This window comes from Clostridium sp. CS001 (assembly GCF_020443565.1).
Lineage (GTDB): Bacteria > Bacillota > Clostridia > Clostridiales > Clostridiaceae > Clostridium_AD.
This window is the reverse complement of the sequence record NZ_JAIZZN010000010.1, coordinates 87,471-107,625: the sequence shown is the minus strand read 5'-3', so window position 1 is coordinate 107,625 and position 20,155 is coordinate 87,471. Positions and strand designations below refer to the sequence as shown.

The following is a 20,155-nucleotide window of genomic DNA, read 5'->3' as shown; positions in this document are numbered from 1 at the left end:
CATTCTGAGAGGATTACTTCTTCCAGGACGAATTCGAATAATGTTGTCTGATATTTTTTTTATGATTTCTTTTAATAATCCATCATTCTATATTTCAATTATCCTATCAGAAAAAATAATTCTTCCATCCTCTAAAGTAGTAATTTCTCCTAAATATTCGTCAATACAGTTTATACCGGTTTTACTATTTAGGTTTTTTATCTTGTCTACCAGCGCTATTGTGCCTCCAAATAAGAAAGCAATAGTATCACTCATTGAGAAAGCATCTTCTTTGTCATGAGTTATCATAATTGTTGTTATAGCAAATTCTTTTTGAATCTTCATTATGTAAGCTCTAACATAATTTCTTAAATTATTATCTAGTCCAGTAAAAGGTTCGTCCAGTAGAAGAACCTTAGGGTCTACGGCTAAAGCTCTCATTAATGCCACTAGCTGTTGTTGCCCTCCTGAAAGTTGATGCGGATATTTTTTCATATGTTCTTCCATATTAAAAAATTCTGTAAGAGAATTTACCTTTTCTCTTATTTTTTCTTTAGGTAGCTTCCTCATTTTTAATCCAAATTCTACGTTTTCTCTTATAGTCATATGTGGAAATAGCAGTTTACCCTGATGTACCATAACTATATTTCTTTTTTCAATAGGAACATCATTTATAATATTGTCATCCACTAAAATACGGCCTCTTCCTGGATTTAGAGCACCTGTGATAATTTTGAAAATTGTAGTCTTCCCTACTCCACTTGGACCTAAAATAGAAAAGAATTCACCATTTTCAATGATTAAATTTATATTCTTTAATATTTTCTTTTCACCAATAGAAAAATCTATATCCTTTAATTGTATTTTACTCATATCCATACCTCATCATGAACTCTTCTTTCTTGCTATATTTTTACCTATTAATGATGTTAATATCATTACAACTACACCATAGAGTATATACATTAACGTATACACTGCGGAAATATTTCTATTTGAACTTGTTACATAGGGAGTCATAATCATGGAAAAGTTAACATGATCACTATTACCAATAAATAAATTAATAAAAAACTGTGAATAAGAAATAATAAATGCCATAAAAAAGGCCCCCACATATCCTTGAATATATATGGGTATATTTATATATTTAAAAGCTTGCCACGCAGAAGCTCCAAGCCCTCTAGCCGTGAGTTCTTCTTCTATACCCCATACTGTGTAATATGAGTACATAATTTTAAAGGCATAAGGCAAAGAAAAGTAAATATGCAAAATAAGAAGTGCACAAGTAGACGACATAGGCGATTTTAAAAACAGTTTATGACTTCCTAAACACACACTTATCACTGGCAGTAGCATAGGTAAATAGAAAATACTTTCTAAAGTAATCTTACTCTTTATATTTACTGAAATTAAAAATCTGGAAATCATTATACTAAAAATTGTAGCTACTAATGCTACCTCTACAGAGAACACTACTGATTTTATTCCGATGTACCAATCCCGAGACGTGAAGAAGTAATTAAACCCCGCTAGAGTAAAAGAGTTTGGCAATATATCTGTAGCTCTCCAATGGCTAAAAAACGCCCAAATTATCATAGATAAAACTGGTAATAAAAGAAAAGTTAAAATTATAAATAATAGTAATTTATGAAAGAATTTCTTCATCATAATATGTCTCCTTCTCCATTACCCTTTATCATCTTATAATATAAAAAAGATAACACAATAGATATTATAATCATAATCATGTTTATAGCCATGCCATAAATTCTATTAGATAAATCAGAATTCAAATAAGTCTTATAGGCATATACTCCAATTGAAATCGGATTTGATGGTCCAAGATAATAGAATCCCTCATAGGTAAACATGTTAAAATTAAAGATTATTAAAAAGGAAGTTACTATTGATCTCTTAGCTAATGGCAATAATATTTTAAATATATATTTGATCCTAGTACACCCTAAATTCTGAGCTACAAAACTATAGATTTTATCAGCTTTCATAAAAATTGGTGCCACACAAAAGGCCACAAATGGCAAACCCTTAAATACATTTAGTAGTATTACCCCAAACCCACTGGAAGTATAAATCAAGTCAATATTAGGTTTTGAAACTCCCATGGCGGAAATAATATGATAGAGTAAGCCCTTATCACTGTAGGTATTATAGATTAAAGTTGATGCAGCAACATATGATAATAATATAGGTAATTTATATAACACGTTCATAAAATTATTAGACCATCTTGACACAAAGTAGCCAATGTAAACTCCTATTATAGTTGCAATTATTGCTGATATAAATGCTATCTTAACACTAAAATATAAGCTTCTTAAGAAAATCAAATTCGTAAACAAATCCACATAATACTTAAATGTAAAATTATCAAATGAAAGCTCAGGAATATATCCTAAGCTTTCTATAAATGTGTTAATAATAACGTACACTGTAACTACAACTATTATGGATAATGATGGTAGAATTAATAATAGTTTTTCAATGTTTTTCCTTTTGGTACTATTTATCAAAAAGAATCACGTCCTCCCATACCTTTTCGATTATTACTACTAAATCAGCTTTAAGTTCTGGTTTTTGATGCTTTGAAAGCTCCTCGTATTTTAATATTGAATCTGCATATCCCTCTGTTGGAGTTAGAATTTTATCAAGATTTCCTTTCTCCTCTGAGGATAATTTTTCATATTGTATGGTTGGCAAATCTGCCCATACATTAAGGTTTGCCTTAGATATCTGCATTGCAGGTGATAATGCTGCATTAATTACATTTAAAGCTCCTTCCACATTTGGTGCATTAGCTGGTATTGCAAGATAATGTGTGTTAAAAGGTGTTCCTTTGTCCCAAACGGCAGTTCTAGTAGTTGAAGGCCAGCTTTTACTTTTAACTAAGCCAAGTGCTTTATTGGCAGTATAAGACATTGTAATGTCTATTTGCCCATCCTTATATAGGTTATCTAATTGCGAAGAGTCTGAAGGGTAAACTTGACCCTTTTTCCATAAATAAGGTTCAATTTCCTTAAAATAATCTATGGCTGGAGTAATAGCTTTCTTAACTGTATCATAGTTTGGCTCCAAATCCTTTAAGTTATCATAACCAACTATATCATATAATACAGTTCTGATAAAGGCAGAACCTGAAAAATCACTACTTTGAGGATATGTAAACCGCCCTGGATTATTTTTCACATACTCTTTAAGAGTGTCTGCATTTGCAGGTGCTAACTTCACCTTTGCGCTATCATAGTTAAATGTAAATTGAGCCGTTCCCCATGGTGCTTCATATCCTTCTGTAGCATAGCCAAAATCAGTAGTTGCTGAACCTCCCTCTAAATCATAATATTTTTTTGCATTTTCTAAGTTATTTAAAATTGGTCCATATAAAAGATTATTTTTCTTTGCAGAATAAAAATTTTCGCCATTTATCCAAACTATATCAATAGCTCCAGTTTTATTTGAACTTTTTTCATCCGTAAGTTTTAATAAAATTTCATCAATATTCATTGGAACACGATTAAGAGTTATATTATTATTTTCTTTTACATATGGTGCAAGTTCATTATCAATCCATGAATTAACGTTTTCATCTCCACCCCAACCATAAAAATTTACTACTTGATTTTCCTGTGTTGTCTTTGCACAGCCTGTAAAAACCACCAGAGACATCATTAAAGTTAAAACTAAGATAAATGATAATAATTTGTTATTCTTCATTGTTACCTCCTAAAAATTTAATAGTCATAAATAACCTTTGTATTGCAGTATATAAAATGAGCAAAGCATAAACAAAAGCTAAAATTCTCATGTAATTAGAAAAAGCCATCATGATAGTGAACATAATAAATCCTTCTGTTCTCTCCATAAGTCCTGCTTGATAATGAAAACTTTTTATTCCCTTATTTTCTATAAGCGTTCCGCTAGTTAAAAATACTGTCATGGATAAAATTATGGCACAGGATAAAATCATTAATGAAAAAGTGGCGTCACTGCACTTAATAGCAAAAGCAATTATATATACAATCTCCACTAACCTATCTAGCCATATATCTAATAATGTTCCTATAGCGGAAGTCTGACCACTTTTTCTTGCCATAGCACCATCTACCGCATCTAAATATCCAGATAACCATAATAATATAATTGAAAGGATAACTTGATTATATAAAAATACCACTGATCCCATTATTCCAACAAAAGCAGCCATCAATGTAATATGAGTGGGCTTTAGTCCTATTTTTAAGAATACATTTGCCCCAATTTGAAACAGTTTATCAAAATACTTTCTACCATTTGTGTCTAACATTCCTTATCCTTCCTCTATCCCACTATTATAATCTTAGCAATATTCCTCAAAATCATTCTACTATAGTAGAAGATCATTATAATTCTATACTGCTCCTTATTTGAATTTACAAATTGCTCTATTTATAAAAGGCCTTATTTTTAAAGGCACCTGTTCTTCAATACCTAAAATTAAAGGTAGCATGTGATAAGCCTTTGTAAACCCTTTTCTTTTGTAATTACTTATACAGGAAGCGCAATATGTAAAAAGTATATCGTGCTCTGTATTCGCAACAGACTTAGCCATTTCCACACATAAGTCACCTTCATTTTTTGAAGCACACCCACCACAACCACAACATTGTGTCTTTGGAAATCCGTCAATTTCTTCGCCCAATAAAAACTTTCTAATATCTGCCATGATTTCTTTGTTTTTTCTATCAGGACAAGGATAATACATGGGTATCTTTTCTATTTCAATTTTTTTACCTAGGTTCAAAGAATCTAATTTTTCATAAATAGATATAATTTTCACGTCTAATTTTCCTTGCAAGAAGTGATAGCAGTTAGGGCATACCATAATTACTTCTTCTACACCCATAGTTTTCAGCTTCTTATTAATATTTTTTATACTAATCTCTACATCCCTAAAAAGACCAAGTTCCTCCACTGGCTTGCCACAACATTCATAGATCACTCCAATTTCTTCTTGCTTTAAAAGTTTCACAAGATGATTTGTAGTTTTGGGGAAAAAGGAAGGAAAATTACAACCAGCAAATATTACAGATTTTCTATTCCCTTTACGATAATTTGAAAACTTATAAGGATTTTTCTCCGCAAGAAGAATTTCATATCCTTTTTCGGGCATAACCCCGCCTTTTTCCTCTACAAGCTTTCGTCTCATCTTCATTGCAATTTTCTTTCCGTGGATATCCTTTGGACATACCTCTGCACATTTTCCACATAAGAAACAATTATATGCCAAGTCCTCTCTTTTGGAAAAATGCGACAAGTTCAATTCATGTTTATTTAAAAAGCTACATTCTTTTGTACACTTACCACAATTAATACAATCCAAGACCTTTTCTTTATCCATATACACTCCCTCATTATCAACTTATATTCTTCTTAATTTATCCATAATTTTAGAATTTTGTAGCATTATATTCTGAAAGGGCTCTTATTTTTATATAAGATGCCCTCTTAAGTCCTTATTACATATCAGCGTATTCTTCAGTTTCATTAGTGAGAAACCTGTTTTTAATAAGGATCCCACCTAAAGTTACTATCACTGCTAACACTGCCGCAACAGTGAAATACTTCCACTTTTCTGCACCAGCAGTAAGCCCTGCGGCCCCTATGGTGAAAAAAGCTACTCCCGGAAGCATAAATATAAAAGTAAAAATTGTATACTTCCAAAATCCCATGTCTGTAACTCCATAGGCAAAATTTTGTAGATTATATGGGAAAATTGGCACCATTCTAGTAATCATAAGCACTATCATATCACTCTTTTCATCACTTGAAAATAATAACTTTTTTAGTATCTTATTTTTTTCCAGCATTGGTTTAACTGAATCCTTGAGAAAAAATCTTCCAATTAAAAAGGCCAGAGATGCACCAATGGTGGTTGCAATTAAGCAAGCAAAAATTCCAAGCCAAGGACCAAACACTATACCTGCAAAAACGGCAAAGGTAATCCCCGGAAGAGCCAACACAACACATCCAATAATTGTCGTAACTATATAAATAACCAGGGCCAGTAGCATATTTTCTTTCACAACATCCTTAAAAAAGGCTAAATTCTCTGTGTTTCCCAAATATTTAGACCATCCAAAATGCCTGTTCAAAATGAAAATTAAAATGATACTCGCTGCAAAGATTAATACTTTCATCTTATTTTTATTTTTCTCCACTTGTACCTCCAAATCCTTAACAAGGATTTTAAAAGATATAATGACCTAAAATTTAGTATTATGCTCTAGATTTTAAGCCATTATCCTTTACTTATATGTTTTTTGTTTTGATTTATTGAACATAATAATTGCTATAAGTCCTAAGACTACAATAATAATCAACATCCAATTTATGATCTCAAAAGGAATTTTATTTTCATGTATTCCTTCCCGAAGGATAGAAGCTGGCACTACCGTTAATCTTTCCAATCCATAAAGAATTGTTCCATAGATTACACAAAGAACTAAATTAACAGTTGTGAACATTCCCCTTAGGTTAAGGGGTTTTCTTTTTGAAATTAGGCTTAAAATCACAGATAAAACAATGAATGTTCCAAAGAATATATAGCCAATGTTTACTCTCATTTCAAGCCATTCACTTTTAAAACTAGTAATTGCAACTACCATGGCCCATAGAAAACTATTATATATACTATTAAAATACTTCATATAACACCAGAAACTCTAATTATTTAGCAAGACGAAAAGTAACTGTTACTACTGTTCCATCTTTTGGTAATACGCTCTCATCACCATAGAATTTAACAACGTCATGTTGTGTTGTTCCTGTTGGATATGCGGCATCACTTGTAATCCCTGTTGCACAGCTATCTAGACAAAGTACACAACCAGTATTGTTTTTCTTAGCACTTTCAAGATTTCCACCGAACCGTAAATCCATTGGTCTTTCTTCACTAGCTTTAATAATATCCGCAAAAGGAATCTCTTTATCTTGTCCATCCCAAGTTACTACAGCTACTAATTTATCTCCATCAGCTGACTTTCCATTATCAGCTCCAGCTTTCATATCTGCTGCTACTAGGTTGTTGCCTGCTGTCGCTCCAATATCAAGTAATGCTTGATGAAATTCTTTTTCATCTGCCAGGCCACGTAAAACTGATTTCTCGCCATTTGAACCGTCAGCAAAAACCACACCGTGACGAGTTGCTTCTGTAAAGTATTTACCATTCACTTCAGCAAGCATTTTTATTTCTTTTGCTTCTTTGTTAACTACCAATACTTCCGCTTTACCAGTTTCTGTTGGCGTTGGTGTTTCCGTTTTAGCGCAAGCTGTAAGTGACAATATCATTGTTGCTCCGAGTAAAACTGACATTATTTTTTTTACTTTCATAATATTTAAGTCTCCTTTTTATTTATAATATTTTATAAAAAATCTGTAAAACAGATTTTATTTATTTATTTATTTATTTATTTATAGTAGCCTTTTTCTTTTGTTTTTCCATATAAACTCTTCTAATCAATATAACTAGTGCAGATAGTGCAAATAAACATAGTAGGCCTGTTACAACTAATCTTGCACCGCCAGTTAACATACCTCCTACATAGGAGTAAATAATTGTTGCAGGTAATTGCCCAATACCAGTTGCAATAAAGAATGATCCAAAGGACATAGAAGTAAGACCTGCTGCATAACTTACAATATCAAAGGACATAAATGGTAATAATCTAGCAATCAAGATGCTCATTTTACCATGTTTTTCAAAGAATGTATCAATTTGATCTAGTCCCGTTTTACTTGTTAGTTTCATAACAACGTCTCGACCCAGGATTTTAGCAATGAAGAAGCACACTGCTGCTCCTGCCATAGCACTAGTCCAAGAAAGAATAGCTCCTTGCCACCATCCAAATAGGTTTGCGTTGGCAAATGTAACTAAGAATGCCGGTAACGGAGCTGCTATAGATTGTAAAATCATCAATAAGAAAGACATAGCTGCAGCATAAACTCCATAGGATGCAACAAATTCTTTAACAACTTCAAAATCCCCACTGGCAAACATCTTAAGGACCTCATTAAATAATGTTTTTATACTAGGAATAAAAAAGTAACTGAGAACTGTGCCTACAAGCAGTAAAATCACTATAATCTTACTAAGTAAACTTTTTTTCTCATTAGGTGTGTTTTCCATTTTCATCTCTCCCTTAATTTATTATTTTATCTTCTATTTTAAAATTCCTTTTTTCATTTCATAGTTTTTGTGTGTATAATCTAAAAACTCTAGATCATGGGTACTTATCAAAACTGTTGTTCCTTTATCCGAAATCTCTTTAAAGAGCTTCATAACCATTTTTGAATTTTCAGGATCTAAATTACTTGTGGGTTCATCCGCTATAAGAATTTCAGGGCTGTTTATCAATGCCCTTATAATTGAAACCCTCCGTAATTCACCACCAGAAAGGTTAGCTGGATATTCCCCATCCATTCCTTTAAGCCCAACCTCCTCTAGAAGTTCCAAAGCTTTCACTTTCACTATCTTTTTTCTAGGTGACAAATATGCAGGCATACATATATTGTCTAGAATTGTAAAGTTAGATAATAGATTTTGTCCTTGCAATATATAACCTATTGTTTCATTTCTTAGAAGAGCTAACTCTTTTTCATTTTTTTCAGATACATCACTTCCATGGATTAAAATCTCCCCATCGGTGGGTCTTAGTAGTCCAGCCACCATATTAAGCAAGGTGCTTTTTCCACATCCAGAATGTCCCACTATACTTACAAATTCACCCTTTGAAATTGATAAATTCACATCATTTACTGCCAAGAACATTTCATTTTTTCTTTTATATTCTTTTCTTAGGTTTCTTATTTCTAAAATCATCATTCATTCTCCCTTATGAGCATATAGGGCTCTTCCTTACTTATCTTATAGGCAGAATAAAAAGATGCCACAATACCTGTGAATATGGAAAGTATCATGCATTTACTAGATAATAATAGTACATCTGTTAATCCCATTTGAAAATAAGGGATTCCAAGCTTCATACTAACCAAATTTCTAAATAGAAATAGTAATCCTTCTGATAAAAGCACTCCCAGCAGACCTCCTACAATACTAATAATCAACGCTTCTACTATTACCATAGAAAATATTTGTCTGCCACTCGCACCCAAGGTATATAGAATTCCAAATTCTCGTTTTCTTTCATTAATAGTGATAGTGAAAATACTGACTAAAGCCATAGCCGTTGCTATAAATAACATTACAATAAATATTACGCTATAGGTAGTAAGCTTTTTCATTTCTGAGGATATACCACTAAAAAGACTATTTGCAGTATAAACTCCAATATTATCAGCATCATACATATGCTGAATTTCAACTGATAACTTGTCAGGAGAATATTTATCCTCTGCATCTATCAGCACCATGGATATTAAATCTTGGCTATTGCTTAGTTTCAGGTTTTCATTAGCTACATTAGAATCATTAAGCTGAAATACAGTATCATAACTCATAAATACCGAATTATCATATCCCATTCCAGTTTTTTCTAGTTTTCCACTAACTTGAAAGTCCACATTATAAAAAGTGACCTTCTCCCCTACTTTTGCAGTAACCTCGTGCCCAACAACAACTTGCCCTTTTTTTAATTGCAAATCCCCCTGAGTTTTCAGCCAAGGCTTAATAACAAAATCAGTTTCTGGATCGATAGCAACTAGTTGCACTGACGACTCACAACAGGAAGATTCTAAAGTAGCTAAATATAACTGCGATGAGATTTTATTTACTCCTTTTACTTCTTGTAGTTTATTTACCCACTGACGCTGAAAATAAATTGTACAAGGTTTCCCCATAAATAATGATTCCTGAAGCTGCTTTGAGTTTTTATCAGGAACAACAATAACATCTGCTCCCATTCGATCTGTGGTATTTATAATACCTCTTTCCATGTTTTCCATTAGCATACTGCCAAAAAATAATGTAAAAGCCTGTAACAATACAAAAAATATCATGAAACCACTACGAAAAACTCTATGCCTTATGTTTTGCATAGAAATAGCGAAAATACTTAATTGCTTTTCTTTCTTCATCTTACGTCCTCTTTATTTGTTTTAATAAGGATATACAATTAAAAAGAGAAACAATAATTGTAATCACTCCAATAATATAAATCCATGGAAAAGTAACGCTTTGACAAGGCATTGTACTTTTCATACACCCACCAATTAGTACACTTGGTATCAAGATAGTAGACACACCTAAAAGACTTGTCATGATACTAATGCCAAGTTGAGTTTCCTTTGATTTTAAAACTAGTATAGCTATCCCTGCTGATATAATTAGGATACCATTGGATATTTCTGCTTGCGCTGACCACCAGCATTTCATAATGCTTTCACCCTTCTCACAAACTGCAAATAGTGTGTGGGGTCCTACGGCAAGCACCGCTCCAATAATAATAAGATAAATGCCGTAAACTACTTTCTTTCTCATATGTCCCCCTTATTATCTAGATTAATAGAACTTTTATTGTTTCATCTTTTATCTAAACTAATTAAATTTTTAACATTCCATATCCTGTATTTTAAAATTAAATTCTTAACACTCGGCATATTTTAACATCATTCTGTGTTATTTGCCAATACAGTTTACCTATAGATACATGTTTGTCTATAGGTAAAAGTAATACTGTTTTTTTGTTTTACAGTCTACATTTAAAAAAAATCTTTAGCTTTTGATTATAAAAAAAGCTTCTGCCAATATCATTATGCCTATATTATCAGAAGTTTTTTACAATATTATATTTAATAGTTAATGTACATATTATCCACTACCAATTTATTTATCTCTATGAATTTCCCCAAGGAAATTTCTATAATTATTATGTATTTTATTTCTTCTATCTCGTGAAGCGACCTCACTTATAACTTCTTCTTGTAATTTCACGTCAATAGTGAGTATATCTGGAATTATTGTTTTATCATCAAAAAAATTAAAGTCCGCCTTGCCAAGGAGCTCCTTTTGGTCCATCATATTCTCATTAACAAATAGATTCATGTTACTACCTGCGATTACATCTTTTCCGTTCTCATCCTTTAACTTGATTTCAGCTATATTAACAAACTTGTGATTTGTTTTATTTTGAATGGAGTAAAATAGTATGGCCTTGGAATTATCAATAATAATATCCTTTATAGTAAAAACAAGACCCTCATGTTCCAGTGACATGTTTATATTTTGAATGAAATTATTTTCTACTGCATCTTTGATGCCTTTGTCATAATTTATTAAATTCACTAAATACGCAAGGCCTGGTACTTTGCTAATATAAGATGCAAACACCGGCGAAATGCGGATCGTAACTGAAAAGAATATAAAAATTATTAATGCAATCAGGTTTAGCTGTATTATTAAGTTTATCACTAAGCTCCATTAATCGTTTTTCTTCATTATCAAACATTAAAATCACCGCCTATATTCAATAGTTCTTTTAATTGTTTTAACCCTCTAGAAACCCAGGTATTTATTGTGCCTTCAGGACATCCCATTACCCTTGCAGCTCAAGATAAGTTCATAAAAAGACTCAGAGTCTCCCTTTTGAGCCGCCTTAACTAAATCTCCATTATTCATGTATTTAATTCTCCTTCCCCAAAAACCACTAAATAAGTGCCCTATATTCATTTTCGTGTATTAGACTGAAAAGTAAAGCATTTAGTTTCAAACTTATCTTTATAAATATTAATAAAAAAAATACATATCTATACCTAATGGTAAAAATATGTACCTTATACTTATATTAAATTTGCATTTTCATTTCTTATATCTTCTAACATTTCTTCAAACCATTGAACATTTACCAAATGATGAGATAGTGAATTTTCTAACATTTTTCTAAAATAAGTAGGGATAGTTGCATTATTCTCAAGGGATTGTTCTAATAAAAAAATTTTCTGCTTAGTTTGCTCGATTTGTATTTCTATTAGTTTTATTAGTTCTTCGCTTTTATATTCATTAGTAAATAGCATTGTTGCATAAAAAGATAAATTTACATACTCTGTCTTAGAACCATACTTATACATCAATTTTTCAAATTCCTTATTTCCTAGTTCAGTGATTATATAATTATGCGTCTCTCTAGTATTGTCTAATTGGTCAATTTCTTTAATATATTGTTTTGCTTCTAATTGTTGAAGATTATAATAGAATGACCCTTTAGTGAAATTTACTATATATTTATAGTGCCTCTCTTCCATTAGGGTTAATAACTCGTATCCGTAAGAACCTGGTTTTTGTTTTAATAACCCTAAAATTAGTAATGGTATCAAAAAAACATCTCCTTTATCTTATTCATCAAGATTAAGACTAATAATTACTCCATAATTATTAGTCTTAACCATTGTTGATTTGTATGAATTGAGATTCGAATTCATCATAGGATATTTTCCCCAATGCCAAATCCATACTTTTCATATATATCTTTTCTGTTTTGGTATGTGCTCTAGCATAATTAAGACTTATCAACTCATTTTCATTAATTAGCGGCTTCAATACATGTTGCTTATTGAAAAAGGCTTCAAAATATCGTAAACCAAATTTTTTTTGAGAGATTGCATCAATATGAATGCCATCAGGATTAGAAGTTAAACCTGATGCTGTGACGAAGTAACAATTATCTTGTTCGAAAGCAAATTTACATAATTCCTTATTAATAAAGTCATATTCAATGCAGTGTTTTCCAAATCCTTCTTTGCCTAAAAAATCTCCTAACCCGCCAATAATTATAGGAAGATCTGGAGCATTTAACTCCTTTCTAAGAGCTTCAATAATTAAAAATAATTTTTTATAATAGACTTTGTAGTTACCATTGAAACTATCACTTTCTCCTTGATGCCATAGAATTCCTGTTAACTCACTACTTTGCATAGCAAATTTAGATTCAGTTATTGCGTGCTTAAAAAGTGTTCCCTCTACAGCCCATTCATCCAGTGTGCTTCCACCTTCAGCACAAGGAATTAAGCCAATAGTATCTTCTTGACTTTGACGACACCATGCCTCTGCAAATGAACCGGCCAGACTTATTCCTGAAACAGGCCGGTCATAATTGATGGGCTCAGTCATCATTTGCCATCTACCGTTACGCAGCATTTGTATTCTTTCATTATAAATCGGGGTCACTTCATGAATAAATCCACGTCCAGCCATATTCGACTGTCCTAACATTAAAAACGATTTAACCATTTTTTTCATCCTTTCTTTTTATGTGATGTTTATTAAAAAATGTTTCCAGTTCTTAATAAATATTTAGTAGTTACTTATTTAATTTCTTAACTATTGCTTCAAGTGATTTTCCTTGATATCAAAAATTACTAAATTAATTACTAGTCTAATTAGACTAGTAACACTTAAATATTATAGTCTAATTAGACTAATTGTCAACTATGTTTTTTTCAAAAGTAAATCCAATATATATTTTAGATGGTGCAGAGAAATATTCATTAATTGATTGATTTTACATTTGGGAATTCCAACTACCTTCAGAACTAATTGATAACAAAAATAGCCCTCTAAGGTGAATACTTTTACTTCACCTCAGACGGCATAGGTTTTTAGTGCCTATGATTTGATTTATTTCTTGATATTTATACTCTTAAAATCAGATTCATTTTGTATTTCTCAATCGCATATGTTGTGCTCTCCCATTACTTATGCGCTTCTTGTCTCAGTCCTACTCAAACATGGTATATACTTCATCAACATTAACAACTTTGCTTCTTCCAAAACTAAGAAGTTCCAATCCTATTTTCTTTTTCTCAGCATTAAATGAAGCTGTTGTTTCTTTTGGCACTATACAGTTATAATTTAAAGAAAAAGCATAACTGCAGGTTTCCAATACGCAAACATCAGTAGCCGCTCCAACTAATACAAGGTTCTTTATATTTCTACCTTTAAGTATCTCATCCAATCTCGTATTAAAAAATGCATTCCATCTGTTTTTAATAATTAACTCTTCACCATCTCGTGGTGCTAGTGGAGGTATGATTTCTGCATCCAATGAACCTTTGGCAAAATGTTTATATTTTTCTACCTCAAACCTTTCAGCTAACATTTCCCAATCACTGAAATCTTCTTCATATTCAGTCTTAATATTAACAACTAACATTTCATTTTCATTGAAGTAATCCTTTAACTTTACTATAGGGGTTACTATATCTTCCTGCTTTGTTATATCCACATTCAGCATTTTCACCATGGATCCATCAGGAGCTCCTCCACCATATTGCATATCAATTATGAGTAATGCTGTATCCTTTTTCTTTAACATGTTCATCCCATCCTTTGCGTTGTTAATCTCATTAATATTTTACCACTTAATATAAAGAATAGAAATAGTAAAAACCTTCGTTTTATTATGTTGATTATCTACTCCGATTATTTCATTCTATAACTTCCTTGTAGTTTATGCTATCTTTCTTTTTCGAATTTTCTTTCTTCCAAATATCTTTCAAGTAGCATAACGGTCATCTCTGTACCTATACCCAAAACCAGTTCTCCTGGCGTTGCTGTAATAGGTGTGTACCTAATACCTAGTATATACATCACTCCATGCAACACTTCTTCCTATTACATACATAATTACCTCTAAGTTTCTCAATATCATGCCCTTCAAGTATCAAAAGTTTCTCCCTTAAGGACCCAGCTCCACTTCTGCATATTCCTATACCCTTTTGTGGCAACACCCTATGCGTTGGTATAAAATAAGAAACTGGATTCTTTGCAATTGCGCTACCAACAGCTTGTGCTGCACCTGATTTTCCCAGCGCTTCAGCTAGTCCCTTATAGGTGCAAATATCTCCTACATTAATTTTAGAAGTAGCCTCAAAAACTGCTTGTTGGAAAGATGTAAAATCTGTTAGATCTAGTATCATATTATGAGTTCCTGTCTCTAAAAAATTCAACGTTTCTTTAATTAACAAACATACCATTGGATTTTGTTCATTCTCCTCACTAAAACTTTTTAAATCTATAAGTTTATTACCATTATTACTTTTTAAAGATAAATATTTTAACCCATGAGATGAAAAAGTAACACTTATTGTATCTGTTTCTAAGAAATCAATAATTTTATCAACTTGCATTACTTGCATTGCTTGCATACACAACCCCATTTCGTAGAAGTTTTTACTGCTATCTAAATAAATAATATTGCAACATTAATACTATGATGATATATTTGTATCTTTCCAAATATATGAATTTATTATACACTACTACCCTTGGTGCAATCTCAATTAATGAAAATCTCTATTTCTTTTCTTTCTTTAGCTATCACTTCTAACTTTTTCATGAGACTTTTAAAGGCTTCTTCTCTTATGTCCCTTGCATTTGTGGGACATACATTAATACAAGCTCCACAGGAAATACATTTGCTATTATCAGTTTGTCTAAATTCCTTTTTATCTATAGCATTAACAGGACATTTTTTCTCACATAAACCACATTGTATACATTTAGAATCCCCTAAAGGTGCACTTTGAGATTTTAAAGGTTTATAAGGATAGTTACCTTTTACAGAAATATCTTCCAATTTTTCTATTTGTTCAATATTGTTTATTTTATCTCTAATTTTATTTGCATATTCTAATAAAAGTGCATTATCTTCTTCATCAGGCCTATTAGTGGCAACATTATTATTAAGACAATGTTGTCCAATGATTGCAGCTCCGGAAATAACCTTCATATTGGATTTCTTCAAACCTTCTGTTAACTCTAATAATGCATCCCCATAATCTCTATTTCCATAGCTTACTATTGCAATAGTAGTGGTATTATTTCCTTCAATATTTTTAAATATTTCATTGCAAACCACTGGTAATCTATCAGCATATACTGGAAACCCTATTACAACTAATTCATCCTTACCGAATTTTATTTTCTTATTTCTTGATTTTACTGAGGTTAAATCGATTTCTTCTACAGTATAAATTCCAATATCTTTTGCTATCTTTTTTACTATTTTTTTAGTACTACCATTTGGTGAAAAATAAATTGCTATCACTTTTTTTATATCCATTTTTATCTCTCCTTAATAGGGACGGTTCATTCTAATTTATAATTAGTATGAACCGTCCCTTTTTATCCTATTTAGTATAACATATACAGATTATTTATATTTTTTTATTTCGGCGTTTAAAGTCATCATCAATCCCTGATTTCCAATTCTCAGTAATTGGTCTACTTGCACGAAGTTCAGAGACAACATCGCTAACTGCCTCTTAATTCAGTCTTGTGCCCTCACCATCAGCGTTGTAATTGGCTGCCCTGTCTGAACTAATACCAATTCAGTTAAATTTGTTTTCATATTGCTAACCCCCTTCCTTTATAGTTAAAGGATAACAATAATTACATGTTAACTGGTCGCTTTCAAAGCGACAATTATATTCCAAGTAGAACTTGATCAAAGGCGAACAAAGCTTCATTTATCTCGTAGATATTGTAATTCCCTTCTTCAATGAAATATTCAATAATTACATCAAATTTACTGCTATGAGACAATGTATATCCAGCTTTATTTAGTAAATCAAGTGTTTCATCTAAATTTAATCTAATGGCTATAGCAAAAGTATTGACGTTACTTTACTAGGATTGTAACTTTTAGAGCTGTATTCGTAGTGTTTACAATAACATCTATTTTCATTTTTGTTATATCATTTCGGATTATTATCATAGGCATATTTGTAGTCTCCTTTAGTAAAATTCCTTACTCTATATTTTCAGTTTCTTAGTATTTCACATATCTCACGGTAGTTCTTAGAAAAGATGCTACCTTTGTTCCAGATAAACGCAAAATCGTGTGAAACCTTAAAATCTTTCAATTTTATCTCTCTTAAAATCCCTTTTTCCAATTCCTCTTTAACCGCTACCTCATATAAAAAAGTAATTCCACAGCTAGATTCCACCAAGGATTTTATAGCATTTATTCCTCCAATTTCAACTCTATATCTAAAATCACTAATTTCTAGATTTCTGTATTCCAGATTCTTTTCAAGTATTTCTCTTGTCCCTGAACCCCTTTCCCTTATAATAATACGTTCTGACAACAAATCCGTTAATTTCTTCGGTTCTCTTTCAAAAGTATAATCTTTGCTACACACTGGTATATATCGCTCTTGCGAGTACACTAGATAATCGTACTCTTCCTTTGCATAATTTCCTTCTACTAATGCAAAATCAATTTCCCCCATCCTAAGCATTTTAAGTAGCTCACTTGTATTTCCTACTGTCATCCGTAGCTCTGTATCAGGATATAAACTTAAATATGATTTTATATGTTTCGCCATAACAAATTCACCTATTGTTAAAGTTGTTCCAAAGATTAACCTGCTTTTTCTTTTGCTCAAATCATTAATGGTTTCCTTTAAATATAGATCATCATGTTTCATGGTAATAGCTGCTTGATATAAGATATCACCGGCATTTGTTAAATACATCTTTTTCCCTTCATATGTAAATAACTTTACGTTGTAAAATGCTTCAAGGTAATGTATATGTTGCGATACTGCTGGCTGTGTAATATTAAGTGCCTTGGCAGCTCTAGTAAAATTCATATATGTGCATACTGTTAAAAAGGTATCAATCCTAAAATCCATCATAATTATAAGTGTCCCTTTCCTTAGTTATTTGCTCAATTATATAAGCATTATTATACATTAACTATAACATAATCTTATCTAATTATAAATATTCATAATTTTACTTTATCAATGCATTATGATATCCTTATAAGTGTGATAGGCACAAATTTCCAATGTAAATCCATATATAAAAGAGAGGGATAAAAGCATGAATTTTATTAAAAAGAATTGGATGGGAATAGCACTTTGTATGATCATTGCTATTCCATCATGGCTATTAGGCAAAAAGTTTCCCCTAATTGGTGGCCCTGTAATTGCAATTGTGGTCAGCATGATTATTACATTATTTATTAAAAATAAAAGCAAGTTTGATTCGGGAATTAAATTTACTTCAAAAAAAATTCTTCAATATGCAGTTATATTGTTAGGTTTTGGATTAAACCTTTCTGTAGTATTAGAGACTGGAAAGCAATCGCTTCCAATTATTATTAGTACTATTACTACTTCACTTGTTATTGCATTTGTGCTCCATAAGGTAATGCACATACCATCAAAGATATCTACCTTGGTAGGTGTAGGTTCTTCTATTTGTGGAGGCTCTGCAATTGCTGCCACAGCTCCGGTTATTGATGCAGACGACGAAGAAGTTGCTCAGGCAATCTCTGTTATCTTCTTCTTTAATGTACTTGCTGCTATTTTGTTTCCAGCCTTTGGTGCTTGGCTTGGTTTTTCTCACACTTCTGGTGATGCATTTGGTGTCTTTGCAGGAACAGCAATTAATGATACCTCATCCGTAACTGCTGCAGCTTCTACATGGGACAATATGTATAGTCTAGGCTCAGCAACCCTTGATAAAGCTGTTACTGTTAAATTAACAAGGACTTTAGCCATTATTCCTATTACGCTGATACTTGCGTTTATTCGTACAAAAACAGAAAAAAATACAGACGGTAAAAAAGTAGATTTCAAAAAAATCTTTCCTTTCTTTATCATATTTTTTATACTAGCTTCTCTTATTACCACTATCTGTACAGGTTTTGGTGTTCCTGCATCAATATTTGCACCATTCAAGGAGCTAAGTAAATTCTTTATAATCCTTGCTATGGCAGCAATCGGTCTAAATACAAACATAGTGAAACTAGTAAAATCTGGCGGCAAACCAATCATTATGGGATTTTGCTGTTGGGTAGGAATTACTGCAGTAAGTCTTATATTGCAGCATCTCCTTGGAATTTGGTAATATATCAAATTATATTTCATAACCTCATATTAAATGAATCGAGTAGGAGCTAAATAATTAATTTATTTAGCGACCTCTCACACCACCGTGCATACCGTTCGGTACACGGCGGTTCAATAGAAATTAATGTTTTAATGAATACGTTTCGTAAATTGAAACTAATCCTATATTTTTAAGGTATTTATTAGTTAAAGTTTTTGATAATATAGGACTACTGGATATTCTCCAGTAGCTTTTCCTTGTGTTTGCATATTGCCATGCTTTGCTATTTATCGACCCTAATCTAACAAGATTGTCATGTTTTGTTTTAATCATTTTCCATTGCTTCCAAAAACACATTCTAATCCTTCGCCTTAACCATTCATCAAGGGTTTTGAGAATACTTTTAATGTCTGCAATAGCAAAATAATTTACCCATCCTACTATTACCTGCTTAAGTTTCATAAACCTATATTCCATGCTCATCGCATTACTTCTTGAAGTTAATTCCTTTAGCTTTGCTTTAAATTTACTTATAGGTTTTTGATGAACTCTCATTCTGTATTCACCTTTTGCTCGGTAAAACGAAAATCCTAAAAATTTAAGTTTCCAAGGTCTATCTACTGTGCTCTTTTCCTTATTCACTTTAAGCTTTAACTTTTCCTCAATAAATCTTGTAACACTCTTCATTACTCTATTTGCTGATTTCTCACTTTTGACGTATATATTAGCATCATCAGCATATCTACAAAAGTTTAGTCCTCGCTTTGTTAGTTCTACATCAAGTTCATGTAACATTATGTTACTTAATAATGGGGACAAGGGTCCACCTTGAGGTGCTCCTTCTTCTGTATTCATAAATACCCCATTTATCAGAACTCCACTCTATTCTCTCGTAGAGAGCCTTCTTTATGAAGTTGTCTGCTTTTATCATATTTCCTCGTATCTTTCAAAATTCCAAAACCTCCTATTGTTCAGTCCTTCCCACGCTAACGCGTTTCGCATGGTACTATGACGTCTGCTGACTTCTGATAGTTCAGCCATACATCACTATATGGTTTGTTATTTCTAAATTCATATCCACAACTTACCTATCAGATCTCCCCGGGTAAGAACGCTATCTTTCACTCCATCTATCTGCTACATTTACACCGCCTGTTTCGAATAGTTTTGGGCTTCATTTTGTGTTGCAAACTTACCCACAAGCATATGCCTTATATGTAGTTTCTGTTCGTCAGACCAGAGTTTTGCCGCCGACTTCCTTTAGATTCCACCTCACGGTGGACACCCTTGTCTTAAGCTATGCACTTGGTACTATTAACCCGT

At 31.9% G+C, this 20,155-nt stretch carries 24 protein-coding genes and 1 pseudogene; 1 reads left to right on the top strand and 24 read right to left on the bottom strand.

The features are described from left to right. Nucleotides 1-87 precede the first annotated feature (87 nt). The 23 genes and pseudogenes from LGK97_RS09180 to LGK97_RS09075 all read right to left on the bottom strand — a co-directional run bounded on the left by LGK97_RS09180 (nucleotide 88) and on the right by LGK97_RS09075 (nucleotide 17,628). The gene (locus tag LGK97_RS09180) at nucleotides 88-852 is read right to left on the bottom strand and encodes an ABC transporter ATP-binding protein (RefSeq protein WP_226259461.1); all 765 of its coding nucleotides are present in this window, start codon (nucleotides 850-852) and stop codon (nucleotides 88-90) included. Nucleotides 853-864: 12 nt separating this feature from the next. Beyond that, nucleotides 865-1,650 (bottom strand): ABC transporter permease, encoded by a 786-nt coding sequence (locus LGK97_RS09175; protein ID WP_226259460.1) that lies wholly within the window; start codon nucleotides 1,648-1,650, stop codon nucleotides 865-867. Further along, complete coding sequence (locus LGK97_RS09170) at nucleotides 1,647-2,513, bottom strand: ABC transporter permease subunit (protein WP_226259459.1); 867 nt, start codon at nucleotides 2,511-2,513, stop codon at nucleotides 1,647-1,649. Before LGK97_RS09170 ends, LGK97_RS09175 begins: the two co-directional genes overlap by 4 nt. After that, nucleotides 2,503-3,711 (bottom strand): ABC transporter substrate-binding protein, encoded by a 1,209-nt coding sequence (locus LGK97_RS09165; RefSeq protein ID WP_226259458.1) that lies wholly within the window; start codon nucleotides 3,709-3,711, stop codon nucleotides 2,503-2,505. Before LGK97_RS09165 ends, LGK97_RS09170 begins: the two co-directional genes overlap by 11 nt. Beyond that, complete coding sequence (locus LGK97_RS09160; protein WP_226259457.1) at nucleotides 3,701-4,300, bottom strand: CDP-alcohol phosphatidyltransferase family protein; 600 nt, start codon at nucleotides 4,298-4,300, stop codon at nucleotides 3,701-3,703. Before LGK97_RS09160 ends, LGK97_RS09165 begins: the two co-directional genes overlap by 11 nt. A gap of 96 nt (nucleotides 4,301-4,396) precedes the next feature. Next, on the bottom strand, nucleotides 4,397-5,374 hold the full coding sequence (locus tag LGK97_RS09155; protein WP_226259456.1) for a (Fe-S)-binding protein: 978 nt from the start codon (nucleotides 5,372-5,374) through the stop codon (nucleotides 4,397-4,399). Nucleotides 5,375-5,492: 118 nt separating this feature from the next. Then, the gene (locus LGK97_RS09150) at nucleotides 5,493-6,194 is read right to left on the bottom strand and encodes a TVP38/TMEM64 family protein (protein ID WP_319001556.1); all 702 of its coding nucleotides are present in this window, start codon (nucleotides 6,192-6,194) and stop codon (nucleotides 5,493-5,495) included. A gap of 87 nt (nucleotides 6,195-6,281) precedes the next feature. Beyond that, nucleotides 6,282-6,683: a hypothetical protein gene (locus LGK97_RS09145; RefSeq protein ID WP_226259455.1), complete on the bottom strand. Its 402-nt coding sequence runs from the start codon at nucleotides 6,681-6,683 to the stop codon at nucleotides 6,282-6,284. Nucleotides 6,684-6,702: 19 nt separating this feature from the next. Then, nucleotides 6,703-7,323, bottom strand: a complete 621-nt coding sequence (locus LGK97_RS09140) for a YdjY domain-containing protein (RefSeq protein WP_226259454.1) — start codon at nucleotides 7,321-7,323, stop codon at nucleotides 6,703-6,705. A gap of 115 nt (nucleotides 7,324-7,438) precedes the next feature. Beyond that, nucleotides 7,439-8,161: a TVP38/TMEM64 family protein gene (locus tag LGK97_RS09135; RefSeq protein ID WP_226259453.1), complete on the bottom strand. Its 723-nt coding sequence runs from the start codon at nucleotides 8,159-8,161 to the stop codon at nucleotides 7,439-7,441. Nucleotides 8,162-8,194: 33 nt separating this feature from the next. Continuing rightward, complete coding sequence (locus LGK97_RS09130; RefSeq protein WP_226259452.1) at nucleotides 8,195-8,854, bottom strand: ABC transporter ATP-binding protein; 660 nt, start codon at nucleotides 8,852-8,854, stop codon at nucleotides 8,195-8,197. After that, a complete protein-coding gene (locus LGK97_RS09125) occupies nucleotides 8,854-10,068 on the bottom strand; it encodes an ABC transporter permease (RefSeq protein WP_226259451.1) in 1,215 nt (404 codons plus the stop codon). The genes LGK97_RS09130 and LGK97_RS09125 overlap by 1 nt, the downstream gene beginning before the upstream one ends. A 1-nt stretch (nucleotide 10,069) precedes the next feature. Beyond that, a complete protein-coding gene (locus LGK97_RS09120; protein ID WP_226259450.1) occupies nucleotides 10,070-10,471 on the bottom strand; it encodes a DUF4418 family protein in 402 nt (133 codons plus the stop codon). A gap of 345 nt (nucleotides 10,472-10,816) precedes the next feature. Next, nucleotides 10,817-11,320, bottom strand: coding sequence for a DUF4179 domain-containing protein (locus LGK97_RS09115; protein WP_319001555.1), 504 nt, complete (start codon nucleotides 11,318-11,320; stop codon nucleotides 10,817-10,819). Further along, a complete protein-coding gene (locus LGK97_RS19935; RefSeq protein ID WP_226259483.1) occupies nucleotides 11,301-11,438 on the bottom strand; it encodes a hypothetical protein in 138 nt (45 codons plus the stop codon). Before LGK97_RS19935 ends, LGK97_RS09115 begins: the two co-directional genes overlap by 20 nt. Before the next feature lie 331 nt (nucleotides 11,439-11,769). Continuing rightward, nucleotides 11,770-12,303, bottom strand: a complete 534-nt coding sequence (locus LGK97_RS09105; RefSeq protein WP_226259449.1) for a PadR family transcriptional regulator — start codon at nucleotides 12,301-12,303, stop codon at nucleotides 11,770-11,772. A 64-nt stretch (nucleotides 12,304-12,367) separates the two neighbouring features. Further along, a complete protein-coding gene (locus tag LGK97_RS09100; RefSeq protein WP_226259448.1) occupies nucleotides 12,368-13,216 on the bottom strand; it encodes a sialate O-acetylesterase in 849 nt (282 codons plus the stop codon). 487 nt (nucleotides 13,217-13,703) lie between these two features. Then, nucleotides 13,704-14,300, bottom strand: coding sequence for a cysteine hydrolase family protein (locus LGK97_RS09095; protein ID WP_226259447.1), 597 nt, complete (start codon nucleotides 14,298-14,300; stop codon nucleotides 13,704-13,706). Between the two features lie 140 nt (nucleotides 14,301-14,440). Further along, entirely contained in the window at nucleotides 14,441-14,575 is a 135-nt protein-coding gene (locus LGK97_RS19780; protein WP_264174999.1) for a hypothetical protein, read from the bottom strand. Then, nucleotides 14,575-15,132 (bottom strand): methylated-DNA--[protein]-cysteine S-methyltransferase, encoded by a 558-nt coding sequence (locus tag LGK97_RS09090; protein ID WP_226259446.1) that lies wholly within the window; start codon nucleotides 15,130-15,132, stop codon nucleotides 14,575-14,577. Before LGK97_RS09090 ends, LGK97_RS19780 begins: the two co-directional genes overlap by 1 nt. 131 nt (nucleotides 15,133-15,263) lie before the next feature. Further along, nucleotides 15,264-16,049 carry an EFR1 family ferrodoxin gene (locus LGK97_RS09085; RefSeq protein ID WP_226259445.1) on the bottom strand — a complete coding sequence of 262 codons (786 nt, stop codon included), beginning with the start codon at nucleotides 16,047-16,049 and terminating at the stop codon, nucleotides 15,264-15,266. A 362-nt stretch (nucleotides 16,050-16,411) separates the two neighbouring features. Next, nucleotides 16,412-16,638, bottom strand: a pseudogene (locus LGK97_RS09080) (RNase III inhibitor); the annotation flags it as partial. A 111-nt stretch (nucleotides 16,639-16,749) separates the two neighbouring features. Beyond that, entirely contained in the window at nucleotides 16,750-17,628 is an 879-nt protein-coding gene (locus LGK97_RS09075) for a LysR family transcriptional regulator (RefSeq protein ID WP_226259444.1), read from the bottom strand. A 190-nt stretch (nucleotides 17,629-17,818) separates the two neighbouring features. Here LGK97_RS09075 and LGK97_RS09070 point away from each other — a divergent pair, with 190 nt between their 5' ends. Next, entirely contained in the window at nucleotides 17,819-18,850 is a 1,032-nt protein-coding gene (locus LGK97_RS09070; RefSeq protein ID WP_226259443.1) for a YeiH family protein, read from the top strand. Between the two features lie 123 nt (nucleotides 18,851-18,973). On the opposite strand, the gene LGK97_RS09065 is transcribed toward LGK97_RS09070, so the two are convergent. Further along, nucleotides 18,974-19,687, bottom strand: a complete 714-nt coding sequence (locus tag LGK97_RS09065) for a group II intron maturase-specific domain-containing protein (RefSeq protein ID WP_226259442.1) — start codon at nucleotides 19,685-19,687, stop codon at nucleotides 18,974-18,976. Nucleotides 19,688-20,155 lie beyond the last annotated feature (468 nt).